Source organism: Sporofaciens sp. St.21A7 (assembly GCF_059728535.1).
This window is the reverse complement of sequence record NZ_BAAGFN010000001.1, coordinates 3,688,079-3,703,267: the sequence shown is the minus strand read 5'-3', so window position 1 is coordinate 3,703,267 and position 15,189 is coordinate 3,688,079. Positions and strand designations below refer to the sequence as shown.

Here is a 15,189-nt window from a genome sequence, read left to right as displayed (position 1 = left end):
AGCTATGAGGATTGAGCGGGAATTGCCGGAGATTTTTGAGGAGTTTGGGGAACAGAGGAAGACCTCTTTTTTGGAGATTAAGGAGTATAAGGACCGGGGGATTCCTGTGGTGGGAATGTATTGTGCGTATTTCCCGCCGGAGCTTGCGATTGCGGCGGGAGCCGTCCCTGTGGCCCTATGTTCATTTGCAGAGGAGACGATTCCTGCGGCAGAGCGGTTCATGCCCCAGAGCATGTGCCCGCTGGTGAAGTCCAGTTATGGTTTTGCTGTTGAGGATAAATGTCCTCTTTTTCATTTTGCGGACTTAGTAATCGGTGAGACGACGTGTGACGGCAAGAAAAAGATGTATGAGATGATGGCGGAATTTAAGCCGGTTCATGTGATGGAGCTTCCTAACAGCCAGTCCGAGCGGGGATATGAATTCTGGCGGGGAGAGGTGATACGTGCCAAGGAGTTTCTGGAGGAGTTTTTTCATGTGGTGATTACGGAGGAGATGACTCGCAGTGCGGTGCATCTGAATAATCGGATCCGTATGTCGCTGAAATCTTTATGTGAAGTGATGAAGCTGGACCCTGTGCCTGTTTTGGGGGAAGATATTCAGAAGATGGTGCTTGGCAGTAAGTACCGATTTGATTTTCAGACGACCCCAGAGCTTGTGGCAGGAGTGAGGGAGAAGATTCTAAAGGAGTATGGCCAGGGTAAGAGGCAAGAGAGAAGGGTACGGATTCTGGTGACAGGCTGCCCGGTTGGAGGGGACAGCCTGAAGGTCATCCGTGCAGTCGAGGAAAACGGCGGTGTTGTAGTGGCGACGGAAAACTGCAGCGGCGTCCGTGCGCTTTCCCGGATGGTGGAAGAGGATACGGATGATATTTACGGGGCGATTGCCAGAAAATATCTGGCGACGGGATGTTCGATTATGACGCCCAATGATAACCGGATTGAACTGCTTGGAGAGATTATTGACGAGTACCATGTGGAAGGCGTGGTGGAGGTGATATTAAGGGGCTGCCATTCCACTGGGGCGGAGTCGTTCTATATCCGGAAATTTGTGAATGAGGAGAAGCGTCTTCCTTATATTGCCGTGGATACGGACTATTCCAATGCGGATTCGGGGCAGATTGCTACCAGGCTGACTGCATTTATTGAGATGATACAGGCAGAACGGTCGAAGGAGAAGCAGGCTAATATGAATGACTGTTATAGGATTGTGCTGTCGGGAACGAATAGAGGCTGCCCGGAACAGGAGATTTTTGAGGAGATCTGGGAATATACCGGGATTCCTGTAGCAGAGTTTGACAGGCAGGGATTCCCATCTGCCAGTGCGGGGCTTGAGTTTGACAAGCAGGGATTTCCGGTTGCTGCCGCGGGGGTTGAGTTTGGCAAGCGGGGATTTCCTGATGACGCCGTGGGGGATTCTCGGGTGGCTTATGAAGATTTGGTTAAGGTTGAAAAGGATTACCCCGATGGGCAGGGAAGGATTGCAGGGTATGTGCTGCCTGGGAAAACGAGGCGTCCTGTGGAGCAGCTGGTGGATATTCTGGTTCAGAATTATAGGATGAGGAAACAGTTTTCACAAGGTGAGAATTACGAGCAGCCGGATTATCTCTGGGTGGTCGCGGAATGCGCCGGGGATTTGGAACGGATTTACGAGGCGGCGAGGAAGGATATGGGATTTCAGGGGAGGCCAAAGCGGCCGGATGATAAGAGGATGTTTGTGTCTTGTATCAGGGGGCGGGACGACCGGAATCGGCTGATTGATGTGTGCAGGGAGTGTATGCGCGACCGGGACGGACATGTGGCGGTCGGTAACGGCTTTCAGGATGTATCGGAAAAAGAAGAGAATGTAAGGCTTCAGGAGAGGGTGCTTTCTCTTGCTGGGAAGATGAAGGATCGGGGCAATGTCTGGCTGGTTGAAAATTATTACTATGAGCTTGCTGTGGACTGTATGAGCGAGCAGATGGAGCTTGCGCCCTTTTATCCGGAGGAGCTTGAGAAGATTGGGAGAGAACTCTATGAGACTCTTTACTGGTATCTGCGGATGAAACGTAATGTGGCTTCTACCGCAGCGAAGATGAAGCTGCACCGTAATACGCTGCTGCCGCGGATTGCAAGGCTGAATGAGATGATAGAGGTGGACGAGATGGAAGGGGCGGATTGTGAGAGGATTCTGCTTGTGATGGAGGTTGAACGGAGAAAGAAGGCATAAAATAGCATATATTGTCGAAAAAAGTCGAAGAGAAATATAGAAAAGAAAAATAAAACCATTGAAAAAAATGGATAAGACTATTATAATTGTAAATAGATAAAAACAGTGATATCACTGACAGGGCTGGTCGAAAGACCCTGGTCCACCGAAACGGCGGGGAATTTCCTCGCCATTTTTGTTACAAAGAAAGATTTGTGCTGTCCATACGGGGCCCTTAATCCGACGGGAATCTGTGTATAGGAATGATTATATGGAGGAGCGTAAAAGACTCTTTCATGCACTGTTTCATTTCACAAGAAGATTGAATATCAGGTATGTCTGTGTGAAGATTAGAAAGGATGAATGTCAGGATATAGTCTCTTTAACTTCCAAAGTGTCCAAGGCGATTGTAGATGTATTCAGAATACATCAAGATTTTTGGAGACAATTTGACCATATTATTGTTTACTATGATAATGGACAGGTTGAACTGACAAAGATCTTGACTTCTGTTTTTCATACGCTCTATGTTCAAGTAGAGTTTCGGAAAGTAAAACCCATGAATTATAAACTTTTTCAAGTTGCTGATTTACTATGTACAATGGAACTCCTAAGAGAAAAGGCAGATGCTAATATATTTTCTCGATCAGAGCAAGAATTTTTTGGCTCTGTCCGTAATTTTAAGAAAAATTATCTCAAACTACTTCTGAAAAAGCATTTATAAAAATTGTCCCCCTTTTAAAATTCTCCGTCATATGTTAAAATATTTACAAACTTGAAATGGAAAGAAGGAGACTGGTGTATGGACAAATTATATGATGTAACGGCATTAGGCGAGATGTTAATTGACTTTACGATGAATGGAAAGAGCGATCAGGGGAATAATCTATTTGAGGCATGTCCCGGCGGCGCGCCGTGTAATGTGCTTGCGATGTTGAATAAACTTGGAAGAAAGACGGCATTTATCGGGAAAGTGGGCGAGGATCAGTTTGGCCGCCTGCTGAAGGGTACGATTGAGGAGCTTGGAATCGAGACAAAGGGATTGATACTGGATTCGGAGATTCCTACGACGCTTGCCTTCGTACATACTTTTCCGGACGGCGACCGGGAGTTTTCTTTCTACCGTAAGCCCGGAGCGGATATGATGTTGACGGAGGATGAGGTGGATTTTGAGTTAATCCGCCAGTCTAAGGTCTTTCATTTCGGCACGCTTTCTATGACGGACGAACCTGTAAAGGCGGCGACGAAGAAGGCTTTGGAAGCTGCGAAGGAAGCCGGATGTTTGATTACATTTGACCCGAATTTACGTCCGCCGCTCTGGCGTTCCTTAGATGAGGCGAAGGAGCAGATGGAGTTTGGTTTTCAGTATTGTGATGTGCTCAAGATTTCGGATAATGAGATTCAGTTTATCTCTGGCAAGGAAGATTATGATGAAGGAATCCGTTTCCTTCAGGAGAAGTATCAGATTCCGTTGATTTTCCTGACCATGGGGAAGGATGGCAGCAGGGCGTATTATAAGGATTTGCGCGTGGAGCGCAAAGGATTTACCGTGAAGGCGATTGAGACGACCGGGGCGGGGGATACTTTCTGCGGATGCGCGATTAACGGGGTGTTGACACACGGGCTTGAGAACCTGACCGAAGAGCTCCTGGGGGATATCCTGACTTATGCCAATGGTGGTGCGGCGTTGATTACCATGAAGAAGGGTGCAATCCGTTCCATGCCGGAGCCGGAAGAGATTACAAAACTTCTGGAAGCCTGACAATCGGAAGCAGACTGTTTAAGATGGAGCGTGGAAGATTATGAGGGTAGACCGTTTTAAGATGGAGCGGGAAGGGCTTGTCAAGGAAGGGCAGGAGGTTGAAATCAGTGAGAGGAGTGCCGTGACGGGGCAGTATACCTATCTGGTGGAGCCGTCCATTGCCATGTCTGGAATTTACAGGACAAGCGAGCGATTACACGCCCGCAAAGGTATCATTCAGAAGATTGAGAAGACGGACAAGGGGTTCTATTTGTTGGTCGAGACAGAAGGGTAGTCCTTAAAAGTCGTCCGTTGACATCATAGGAAAAAGCACATATAATAAAAAGCAGGAAATGATATAGAAAGAGTGGGGACCAGGCAGATGATTGCGAAGAATGATGAAGTAAAGAGAAGCAAAATATGGAGAATCGTTACTACGGTTTCGACAGTCGTAATCATTGTGGGGGCCGCATTGCTGCTTGCGAAGTTATTTACGACGAATCCGTTGGAGGGTGACTGGGCGGATGAAGACGGGAATTTTAATATGTCTATTATGAAGAACGGTTCCATGGTGATTACGATTCCAGAGGCGGAAGAAGCTGTAAGTGTGGATGTGGATATGAAGTATACGCTGAATAAGGATGAGAAGACCATTACCATCACGCCGGATGAGGCGGGATTTCAGAAGCTGGCTGACAAGACGAGCGGACAGTATACGGAGGAAGAGATCCGGCAGGCGTTATCAACGGTAATTACCACTTTTGATTACAGTGTGGATCAGGAGCAGCTTACCTTGACGGAACGGGAGTACGGCGAACAGTTAGTATTGATAAAAGAGTGATAAGGATACCCCTCTATCGGGCTTAGATATGCGGTAGAGGGGTATTTCATTACAATTCATAAACTATGGTTTAGGCAGGAAAAATAGAAAGGGGTAAGAAGCGGTATGTACAGAGATGAGACAAGAAAGGTTCAGATTGGAGATGTTACAATCGGGGGAGGAAGCCCTATTGCCATCCAGTCTATGACAAACACGAAGACAGAGGATGTGTCAGGGACGGTAGCGCAGGTTTTGGCTCTTGAGAAGGCTGGCTGTGAGATTATCCGCTGTGCCGTACCAACCATGGAGGCAGCTCAGGCCATTGGTCAGATTAAAGAGAACATCCATATCCCATTGGTGGCGGACATCCATTTTGATTATCGGCTTGCCATTGCCGCCATTGAGAACGGTGCGGACAAGATTCGGATTAATCCCGGCAATATCGGGGACGCAGGAAGGGTACAGGCTGTGGTAGATGCGGCAAAGGAGTATCAGGTCCCCATCAGGGTAGGGGTCAACAGCGGGTCTTTAGAGAAGCCTTTGTTGGAACGGTACGGAGGCGTGACTGCCGAAGGATTAGTGGAGAGCGCCATGGACAAGGTACATATGATTGAGAAGATGGGGTACGGCAATCTGGTGGTAAGTATAAAGTCCTCGGATGTGATGATGTGTGTGAAGGCCCATGAGCTGATTGCCAGAGAATGCCCTTATCCCCTGCATGTAGGCATTACGGAGGCGGGAACCCTTCTTGCGGGAAATATTAAGTCCTCTATCGGGTTAGGGCTGATTCTCAACCAGGGCATCGGCGATACCATCCGTGTGTCATTGACAGGCGATCCTGTGGAGGAGATTCGGTCTGCGAAACTGATACTCAAGACACTGGGATTGCGCAAGGGAGGTATTGAGGTGGTTTCCTGCCCTACCTGCGGCAGGACGAAGATTGACTTAATCGGGCTTGCGAACCGGGTGGAGCAGATGGTGGAGGATATCCCGCTGAATATCAAGGTGGCTGTCATGGGATGCGTGGTCAATGGGCCAGGCGAGGCGAAGGAGGCAGACATAGGGATTGCAGGCGGCATCGGCGAAGGGCTGTTGATTAAGAAGGGCGAGGTTGTAAAGAAGGTAAAGGAAGACCAGCTATTAGAGACATTGAGACAGGAGTTGTTGAACTGGAATGAGTAAGCCATTCTTTGAGGTATTTCCTACATTAAAAGTAGATGATGAACTCCGCGGCATATTTGAGCAGGCTGAGGTCAGCAAAGTGACCACAAATTCGGAACGGGACTTTATTAAGGTGCATCTGTTAAGCCGTTACCTGATTCAGAAAAAATGTGTCTATGAGGTGGAACGGAAGTTAAAGGAGCAGTTGTTCGGGCGCAGCTTTATAAAGATTGAGGTGAAGGAGCAGTACGACCTGTCTGAGCAGTATACGCCGGAGAATCTGATGAATGAGTATTTCGACAGTTTCCTTCTGGAACTTGACCAAAAGAGTGTGGTGGAACGCAGTATGCTCCAGAATTCAAGTTTCGAGTTCCAGGATGAGAATATCCTGTGCCTTACGCTTAGGGATTCCATTGTGGCGCAGGGGAAACGGGAGTCGATTACCAATTATCTTACGGATGTGTTCCGGCACAGATTCCGGCGTCCCATTGAGATTCGGGTGCGGTATGAGAAGCCTAAGGAGAGCGCTTTAAAATATAATGAGATAAAACTGAAACAGGAAGTGGAAGAGATTCTGAAAGTGAACGCCACCATCCAGCAGGAAAATGCGAGGAAGAAGGGGCAGCAGGCAGACGGGGAAGGAATGCCCACCGGGGATGACGCTTTCGGGCAGAATGGTGAAAGCCATTCCGGCGGCTTTGGGAAGGCTGCGGGACAGGATGAAGGCAGAGGCTCCGGAAAGACTGCTGCACGGGATTCGGGCAAAAAGAGCCAGACGTCCGGCGGCGGAAACGAAAATATAGATGTACCGAAAGAAAATAAGAATTTTAAAAGTTCTTTCGGTGCATCGAAAAAAAGAGGATTTTCCAAAGGCTCATGGGGGAAATCCTCAGACGACCCGAACCTGGTCTATGGACGCGACTTTAACGACGAGCCGATGGAGCTTCGCCAGGTAGTAGGCGAGATGGGAGAGATTACGTTCCGGGGGAAAGTGATCAGTTTTGAGACACGTGAGATTCGCAATGAGAAGACGATTGTCATATTCTCTGTGACTGACTTTACGGATACCATCACAATCAAGCTGTTTGTCAGAAATGACCAGCTCCCCGACATACTGGGCGAAGTAAAAATGGGCGCGTTCCTGAAAATCAAAGGCGTGACCAATATTGATAAATTTGACGGTGAGCTGGTTATTTCTTCTGTGGCAGGCATCCGCAAAATCAGTGATTTTACAGAGTCCCGCAAAGATACGGCGCCTAAGAAACGTGTGGAGCTGCACTGCCATACGAAAATGAGCGACATGGACGGCGTGACGGAGGTAAAGGATTTGCTGAAACGCGCCCATGACTGGGGGCATAAGGCGTTAGCCATCACAGACCACGGGGTGGTGCAGTCATTCCCGGACGCCAACCACTATATCGAGACCCTTGACAAGGACGATCCTTTCAAGGTCATTTACGGTGTGGAGGGATATCTGGTGGACGACCTTGCGGATGTGGCTGTGAATGAGAAAGGACAGCCGCTTTGCGGGACGTATGTGGTATTTGACTTGGAGACCACGGGGTTCAGTCCGATTAAGGATAAGATTATCGAAATCGGCGCCGTGAAGGTGGAGCAGGGGAAGATTACGGAGAAGTTCAGTACATTTGTGAATCCTAAGGTGCCGATTCCCTTCCAGATTACCCAGCTTACCAGCATTACGGATGAGATGGTGCTGGACGCGCCGGATATTGAGACGGCGCTGCCTGAGTTTCTTGCATTTATCGGGGACGCTGTTCTGGTGGCGCACAATGCCTCCTTTGACGTGGGGTTTATTGAGCAAAACTTACGGTATCAGGATATTGTGCCGGACTTTACCTCTGTGGATACGGTGGCGATGGCGCGGATTCTGCTTCCCACCCTGTCCAAGTTCAAATTGAATGTGGTGGCAAATGCCCTTCATATTTCTCTGGAAAACCATCACCGGGCTGTGGACGACGCAGGGGCGACGGCGGAGATTTTCGTGAAGTTCATCGAGATGTTAAGAGACAGGAATATCACAGACCTTACGAAACTGAACCAGTTCGGGGCCAACAATGGGGATGCGGTGAAGAAGCTGCCCACCTATCATGTGATTATCCTTGCTAAAAATGAGATTGGGCGTGTGAACCTTTATACGCTGGTGTCTAAGTCCCATCTGGAATACTATGCCAGAAGGCCAAGAATACCCAAGAGCGAGCTGTCGAAGTACCGGGAGGGGCTGATTGTGGGGAGCGCCTGTGAGGCGGGAGAGCTTTATCAGGCATTATTGAATGAGAAGTCGGAGGAGCGGATTGCGCGGATTGTGAATTTCTACGACTATCTGGAAATACAGCCCCTTGGCAACAACCGGTTTATGATTGAAAGCGAGCGTATCACAAAGGTTCAGAGTGAAGAAGATTTGAAGGAGATCAACCGGAAAATCGTGGAGCTGGGGGAACGTTTCAACAAGCCTGTGGTGGGGACTTGCGACGTGCATTTTATGGAGCCGGACGACGAGGTATACCGGCGTATCATTATGGCGGGAAAGGGATTTTCCGATGCGGACAACCAGTCGCCGCTGTTCCTTAGGACTACGGATGAGATGCTGGAAGAGTTTGAGTATCTTGGCTCTGCCAAGGCGCAGGAAATCGTGATTGACAACCCTTGCCGGATTGCGGACATGGTGGAGCGGATTACGCCTGTGCGCCCGGATAAATGCCCGCCTGTGATTCCGGATTCGGATAAACTTTTGCGGGAAATCTGTTACCAGAAGGCGCATTCCATGTACGGGGAGAATCTGCCCCCAGTGGTGACGGAGCGGTTGGAGAGGGAGCTTAATTCTATCATATCTAACGGATTTGCCGTAATGTATATTATTGCCCAGAAGCTGGTGTGGAAGTCCAACGAAGACGGATATCTGGTAGGCTCCAGAGGTTCGGTAGGCTCTTCCTTTGTGGCGACGATGGCGGGGATTACGGAGGTAAACCCTTTAAGCCCCCATTATTATTGCAGCCATTGCCATTACAGTGATTTTGAGTCTGAGGAAGTTAGGGCCTATGCAGGGGGATGCGGATGGGATATGCCGGATAAGGCGTGTCCGGTCTGCGGGGAGCCGCTTGTAAAGGACGGGTTTGATATCCCGTTTGAGACGTTCCTTGGGTTCAAGGGGAATAAAGAGCCGGATATCGACCTTAATTTCTCCGGGGATTACCAGAGCCTTGCCCATAAGTATACGGAGGTCATTTTCGGGGCGGGGCAGACGTACCGGGCGGGAACCATTGGAACGCTGGCGGATAAGACGGCCTTTGGCTATGTGAAGAATTATTTTACCGAGCGGGGGCAGGGAAAACGAAAATGTGAGATTGACCGGATTGTCCTTGGCTGTACGGGTATCCGCAGGAGTACCGGGCAGCATCCAGGGGGAATTATCGTACTGCCTTTAGGCGAGGAGATTAATACCTTTACGCCTGTGCAGCATCCGGCGAACGACATGAATACGGATATCGTGACCACCCATTTTGACTACCATTCCATTGACCACAACCTGTTGAAGCTTGATATCCTGGGGCATGATGACCCGACGATGATTAAGACGCTGGAGGAGTATATCAGTTCTCCTGCCATGGAAAATGAATATAACGAGACGGACAATAAGTTTGTGGCAACGAATATCCCTCTGGACGATAAGGGGGTGATTTCCCTGTTCCATGATACGTCGGCGCTTGGGATTACGCCGGATGATATCGGGGGATGCCCGGTGGGGTGCCTTGGAATTCCGGAGTTCGGGACGGATTTTGTTATCCAGATGGTGGTGGACACGAAGCCCCAGACCTTGTCGGACTTGATTCGGATCTCCGGGCTGTCCCATGGGACGGATGTGTGGCTGAATAATGCCCAGGAGTTGATCCGCTCCGGAAAGGCGACGATTTCTACGGCAATCTGTACCCGTGACGATATTATGACCTATCTGATTAATAAGGGGATGGACTCGGAGCAGTCCTTTACCATTATGGAGCGGGTGCGGAAAGGGACTGTGGCCAAGGGAAAATGTAAGGATTGGCCCCGGTTTAGGGAGGATATGAAGGCTCACGACGTGCCGGACTGGTACATCTGGTCTTGTGAGAAGATTAAGTATATGTTCCCGAAGGCTCATGCGGCGGCGTACGTCATGATGGCGTACCGGATTGCTTACTGTAAGATTAACTTTCCGCTGGCGTATTACGGGGCTTATTTTGGGATTCGTGCGGATGCATTTTCTTATGAAATTATGTGCCAGGGAAAGGAGAACCTGAAACGGTATATTGACGATTACAACCGGCGTTCGGATGCCCTGAGCAAGAAGGAGCAGGATACCATGAAGGATATGCGGCTGGTGCAGGAGATGTATGCCAGAGGGTACGAGTTCGAGCCTATGGATATCTATCAGGCCAAGGCTTCTAAGTTCCTGATTGTGAACGGGAAGCTGATGCCGCCGCTGGTCAGTATTGAAGGCATGGGGGATAAGGCGGCGGAGGCTGTGGAAGAGGCGTCCAAGGATGGGCAGTATCTCTCGCTGGATGATTTCCGGCAGCGGACGAAGGCGAGCAAGAGTGTGATTGATTATATGGTGAAGCTGGGGATTTTGAAAGGGCTGCCGGAGTCGAACCAGTTGTCGCTGTTTGATTTGTAGGTTGGTATGGGGGGATGAGATTGAGGCAGTCGCAGATTACGTTTTGGTGTCATGAGATTATCCGCTGTCAGGCGCAGGCAGAAGGATTCTATATTGACGCTACCATGGGGAAAGGCAATGACACGCTGTTCCTCTGCAAGCTTGCGGGGGAATCGGGACGTGTCCTGGCGTTTGATGTGCAGGAGGAGGCTTTGCGACGGACGGGACAGTTACTTGAGGAATCTGGTATGCGCAAGCGGGCAGAGCTGGTGTTGGACGGACATGAGCATATGGAGCGGTATGCGAAACCAGAGACTGCAGATGTGATTTGTTTTAATTTCGGGTATCTGCCGGGAGGCGACCATAGGGTCTCCACATCGGCGGATACCAGCGTGGAGGCGGTTAAAAAAGGGCTTGGGATTTTAAAGCATGGCGGGATGATGAGCCTGTGCATTTACAGCGGTGGGGATACGGGGTTTGAGGAGAAGAAGAAGATTCTGGGATACATCCAGAATCTTCCGGCGCGGGAATATACTGTGATTGTGAATGCGTATTACAATCGGGCGAACCATCCGCCATTGCCTGTGTTTATTTTTAAGAAGTAAGGTTATTGAATTTTTTAATAGAATATATGTTTGGAAAACTTGACGTTTTATATCTTAAAAAGTATAATTTTAGATACGAGGTGTACGAAACTGTCAAAGGAAACCCTTATTTAGAAAGGCTATAGCCAAATTGACAGATGAAAGGGGCGGAGAAGATGAGTAAGGTGTATGTATCAGTGGAAGAACGAGAAGATAGTGTAGCATGCCAAATACATGGTATCTGGTGGAAACGGGAATGTGCATGCAATGAGCTATGAATGAAACCAGATAAGGATAAAACTCAAAAATTGTGTTTAAGGGCAGGCTTAACGCCTATCTCCGACATTGACAGGCAAGCACAGGAACGCTTTGAAAGGCTCATAAAGGGCATGAAACAGGCACAGGGCATAACGGAACGGCTAAAGGAAGAAAATGCCGTAGAATGGACAGGACGGCTCAATAACATAAGGGCTTGTGCGAGGGAGATTGTGAACGAGGAAATTATTCAAATGTAAAAGATAAGGGTGGGGAAAACCTCACCCCTATTTTCGTCAAACAATGCAATTTCAATGTGAAGATGACAGTATTGAAAATTGCTTTAAAGCCCTTTCATCATGCGTGTGGACATCAGGCAAGTTTCTCCGTTGGCAAAATGGATGATTCGATTTTTAGTGTCAACTTCTTTTATATTATTTTTGTTTACCAAAAATGCCCGATGGCAACGCACAAAATTGCTGTCCAATACGCCTGTTAGTTCTTTTAAAGTGCTGGGAAATTCAATCTGGCGGTCTTTTGAATGGAGAATGACTTTATGGATATTGCTGGAAGTTTCAAAAAATAAAATATCCTCATAATTCACGTTGATTTTTCGTCCGCCAACTTCAAGGGTATAGACCTTATGTGTCTTGTTGGTTTGGAGCGTATGTCGTTCCATAGCATTTAATAGACATTCTCTGAGTTTCACTTTCGCTTCGGCAGGATTGTCTTTTAATACAAAGTCCATCGCCTCTACCCGATACTGAAAAGTCATATAGCTCAGTTCTGAATGTGCTGTTATGAATATGATGAAACCACGGGGGTCATACAATCTGATTTGCTGTGCCAGCTTCATTCCATTCATGTTGCTGTTCAAGTCAATGTCAAGGAAATAAATGCCTGTGTTCTGGCTGGTCTTGACTTTTTCCAACAACATATAAGGGTCTCCTGTATCTAAAGTAAGCTGCATATCTAATTCTTCTATCAGAACAGTATTTTGAATGATATTTACAACAGTCCGCCGCTGTGCGGCATTGTCTTCGCATACAAAGATATCCAGCATATGATGTCATTCCTTTCTATCAGTAAGTTCTATATGTTGTGTAAAATAGTCGCATTTCATTGTTGTTTCTAATAGCACGTTGTCATAAGAACTGATGATTTTCTGGGCGTTCCAAAGCCCGATTCCTTGATGTCCGATTTTTGTGCTAAAGTCTTTTTGCTTTAATTTATGCAACATTACACCGTTATCCAGAAAGCGGTTGCTTATGATGATTGATACGCCGGTTTTATTCTGGATAATATTTAAGCCTATTTGCGGCTGTTCTGTCTCCAATGTGGCTTCCATCGCATTGTCTAAAAAGATTCCCAGTATTCTGGCAAGGTCTACCGTGTCTATCAGAAAACTTTCCACTTTATCGGGGATATCAATGGTGATGTCAATCCCCGATTCATGGGCGTAAATCATTTTTGCGGAGAGCAGGCTTTTGATTTCCAACACGCCGATGTTGCTAAGCTGGTTCAGCTTATAATCTCCCCCTGTAATCAAATTCTTTGTTGGGAAGATTTTGCTTTCAAAAAAATCCTTTAACCTATCCATATCACCATCTTCTATATAACCAGACAGAGAGAGCAGAATATTAACATAATCATGCTTAAAGGAGCGCAAGCCGTTATACATAGCTTCTAAATTCCGTGTGTAGTCCTGTAAGTCCTGCATGGCTTTCTGCTTTGATTCGGTCTGTATCTGTTCCAGATAAGAGCGGCGCATAGCCAGAAGCAAACAACACATCACAAGCAGATACCCCGAAATGTGTAAAGCATTATTATATATCATTCTGCCAACAGAGCCGTTTTGTCCTGGAATCAAATTATCAAACAGATAGATGGTTATAAGGAGCAGTAATGCAGCATCTATCACATACCATGTCTGCGGAAGGCGCAAAATGCCTTTGCCAGACAGGAATATTTTTTTCAGCAGCTTGCCGCAAAGCAGCGTAATCCAATAAAACAGCAAAGTATAAATCAAATCGATGCCGTAAAAAAAATACCACTGATTTGATAAAGGTGAGGGAATCAGTGTATAAAGAAAATTTGCCAGCAAATTCTCTGTCACAACGGCAAGCATACATCCAATCATACCCATAAAAACATTCTGTGGCGCAGTGTCACGGCAAGCAATCAACCCATAAATACATACCGCCACCAGAATACCGAACAAACCATATGGAACACAGGCGAGGAGCGTTACAGGCATTCCAGCAGCCAACAGCAGTATATAAAGTACGCTAAACGCTTTGAAGTTCATATGCTGAGGCCATACATTGCGGATAGCAAGGGAAAGCCGAAAAAAAGATAGCAGCATTTCAATATATTCCTTCTTTCGATAGTTACTTCCCTAATTATACTTTATACCATTCTTTATATCAACTACTCCCTGCAAAAATGACGAATAAGTGCGTGTTCTGTAAAAAGTAAAAGGCATTTATTCATGAATTGGGGCATTTCATGACTGTTTTGAAAGAATTGCTGTTTTCTCTGGTATACTATTCTGCAGTACATAAATTTATTTTGGAAAGGAAACAGGAAGATATGAAGCATTTATTAAAAGGAGCTGCTGTAGCAGCGGTGGTATTGGCTGCTTTAATGGTAATCAATGTGTTTTGTAATATGCATGACATTCACTTAGACCAGACAGCGACAGGTACAATATCAGCAGTTTGTGCTATGCTGTTTTATCATGGATTGATTAGGAATGAAAAATAACGAGTAATCATTTCGCAGGTTATATATCTTTAAAGGTATAGATTACTAAAACGTCTGCAAATAAACATAAACACGGAAAGTTAAGGCAAAAATTTTACATACATAATATATCGGGGAATGGCAGGTAGCCAGTTAAAAAAATCCCTGCCTATGCAACGCTGCTTCTCACTATGAAACCAGAAGTAGAATCTCCATTTAACAGAATATGGATCTTCTTATCGGAATATGCCGCAGGGCTGTTTCTGCTGTTGGCTGCCGTTCGCCGCCTTTCCGATCTGGATTATTACATTTCAAAAATTCAGATTGGAGGAAAAAGAATCGCACACAACAACGGACGGGAGAACAGGAAATGGCTTATCTGGAAAGAAGCCGAGAAAAATATTGCAGGAGCATGGAGTTGATGAAAATACCATTGAAAAAATGTGTATAGACGACAGGGCAGACTTCAATTCCAACAGGAGGTTTTACCATTAGACAAGCGACTTCGGCGAATACCTTGAGGGGATAGCAGACAGGGAACAGAATACAGAGGTAAAGACGGTTACCGATTTACTGGACGAGATTGAGGACGAAACTCTGTATCGGGCATTGCTTATGGTGGACAGGTGTACCCTGCAAAGCATCCCGCTGAAGATGCAGGGTTATTCCACAAAGGAAATTGCCCCGCTTATTGGATTGACAACAGGCGCTATCTATGCAAGGCCTGGCCATCTGCGTACAGCAAATCGACATCTACTATTCCTATGTCGGAAGTGTCAAACTAAAATGCAAGTTCATGGTTGCGTTTTGGAGCTCTTGTTATATCACCTTCGACGACTCAAAAAGGTAATATATCTGGGGAAGTGATTCCACTAATTTTACGGTATGCTTTAAGTAGGCCGGGCGTAAATAATTTGCACATACGTTCATGGGCATTCCCACGGCCTGCGCTTGGATCTTTCCCTTCAACCCAGCCGTCTTGACGTACCTCCGGGACCTGACTCAGTTTGCCAATTTTTACGTCCGTTTAGCGCTTTTTTGCCCATTTAT

12 protein-coding genes and 3 pseudogenes are annotated in these 15,189 nt (G+C 47.0%); 12 read left to right on the top strand and 3 right to left on the bottom strand.

Annotation, left to right across the window (positions count from 1 at the left end; all coding sequences use genetic code 11):
* Positions 1 to 4: 4 nt before the first annotated feature.
* The 10 genes and pseudogenes from AC6I3O_RS18445 to AC6I3O_RS18400 all read left to right on the top strand — a co-directional run.
* A pseudogene (locus AC6I3O_RS18445) lies at positions 5 to 1,153 on the top strand (double-cubane-cluster-containing anaerobic reductase); the annotation flags it as partial.
* The gene (locus AC6I3O_RS18440; protein WP_497853517.1) at positions 1,148 to 2,206 is read left to right on the top strand and encodes a helix-turn-helix domain-containing protein; all 1,059 of its coding nucleotides are present in this window, start codon (positions 1,148 to 1,150) and stop codon (positions 2,204 to 2,206) included. The pseudogene AC6I3O_RS18445 and the gene AC6I3O_RS18440, both read left to right, overlap by 6 nt.
* 322 nt (positions 2,207 to 2,528) lie before the next feature.
* Entirely contained in the window at positions 2,529 to 2,909 is a 381-nt protein-coding gene (locus AC6I3O_RS18435) for a hypothetical protein (protein ID WP_497852099.1), read from the top strand.
* Between the two features lie 78 nt (positions 2,910 to 2,987).
* Entirely contained in the window at positions 2,988 to 3,947 is a 960-nt protein-coding gene (locus tag AC6I3O_RS18430; protein ID WP_497852098.1) for a carbohydrate kinase family protein, read from the top strand.
* Between the two features lie 40 nt (positions 3,948 to 3,987).
* Positions 3,988 to 4,221: a hypothetical protein gene (locus AC6I3O_RS18425; RefSeq protein WP_497852097.1), complete on the top strand. Its 234-nt coding sequence runs from the start codon at positions 3,988 to 3,990 to the stop codon at positions 4,219 to 4,221.
* Positions 4,222 to 4,308: 87 nt separating this feature from the next.
* Entirely contained in the window at positions 4,309 to 4,767 is a 459-nt protein-coding gene (locus AC6I3O_RS18420; protein WP_497852096.1) for a hypothetical protein, read from the top strand.
* Positions 4,768 to 4,872: 105 nt separating this feature from the next.
* Positions 4,873 to 5,928 carry a flavodoxin-dependent (E)-4-hydroxy-3-methylbut-2-enyl-diphosphate synthase gene (gene ispG / locus AC6I3O_RS18415; protein ID WP_497852095.1) on the top strand — a complete coding sequence of 352 codons (1,056 nt, stop codon included), beginning with the start codon at positions 4,873 to 4,875 and terminating at the stop codon, positions 5,926 to 5,928.
* Positions 5,921 to 10,576: a PolC-type DNA polymerase III gene (locus AC6I3O_RS18410; protein ID WP_497852094.1), complete on the top strand. Its 4,656-nt coding sequence runs from the start codon at positions 5,921 to 5,923 to the stop codon at positions 10,574 to 10,576. The genes ispG and AC6I3O_RS18410 overlap by 8 nt, the downstream gene beginning before the upstream one ends.
* A 20-nt stretch (positions 10,577 to 10,596) precedes the next feature.
* Positions 10,597 to 11,160 (top strand): tRNA 5-(aminomethyl)-2-thiouridylate-methyltransferase MnmM, encoded by a 564-nt coding sequence (mnmM, locus tag AC6I3O_RS18405; protein ID WP_497853515.1) that lies wholly within the window; start codon positions 10,597 to 10,599, stop codon positions 11,158 to 11,160.
* 295 nt (positions 11,161 to 11,455) lie between these two features.
* Positions 11,456 to 11,654: pseudogene (locus tag AC6I3O_RS18400) on the top strand (TnpV protein); the annotation flags it as partial.
* Between the two features lie 83 nt (positions 11,655 to 11,737).
* On the opposite strand, the gene AC6I3O_RS18395 reads toward AC6I3O_RS18400, so the two are convergent.
* Positions 11,738 to 12,457 (bottom strand): LytR/AlgR family response regulator transcription factor, encoded by a 720-nt coding sequence (locus AC6I3O_RS18395; protein WP_497852093.1) that lies wholly within the window; start codon positions 12,455 to 12,457, stop codon positions 11,738 to 11,740.
* 6 nt (positions 12,458 to 12,463) lie between these two features.
* Positions 12,464 to 13,759 (bottom strand): sensor histidine kinase, encoded by a 1,296-nt coding sequence (locus AC6I3O_RS18390; RefSeq protein WP_497852092.1) that lies wholly within the window; start codon positions 13,757 to 13,759, stop codon positions 12,464 to 12,466.
* 227 nt (positions 13,760 to 13,986) lie between these two features.
* Here AC6I3O_RS18390 and AC6I3O_RS18385 point away from each other — a divergent pair, with 227 nt between their 5' ends.
* Entirely contained in the window at positions 13,987 to 14,160 is a 174-nt protein-coding gene (locus AC6I3O_RS18385) for a hypothetical protein (RefSeq protein ID WP_497852091.1), read from the top strand.
* A gap of 317 nt (positions 14,161 to 14,477) precedes the next feature.
* A pseudogene (locus tag AC6I3O_RS18380) lies at positions 14,478 to 14,898 on the top strand (sigma-70 family RNA polymerase sigma factor); the annotation flags it as partial.
* Between the two features lie 79 nt (positions 14,899 to 14,977).
* Here the strand turns inward: AC6I3O_RS18380 and AC6I3O_RS18375 are convergent.
* Positions 14,978 to 15,145, bottom strand: coding sequence for a MunI family type II restriction endonuclease (locus AC6I3O_RS18375; protein WP_497853513.1), 168 nt, complete (start codon positions 15,143 to 15,145; stop codon positions 14,978 to 14,980).
* Between the last annotated feature and the right edge of the window lie 44 nt (positions 15,146 to 15,189).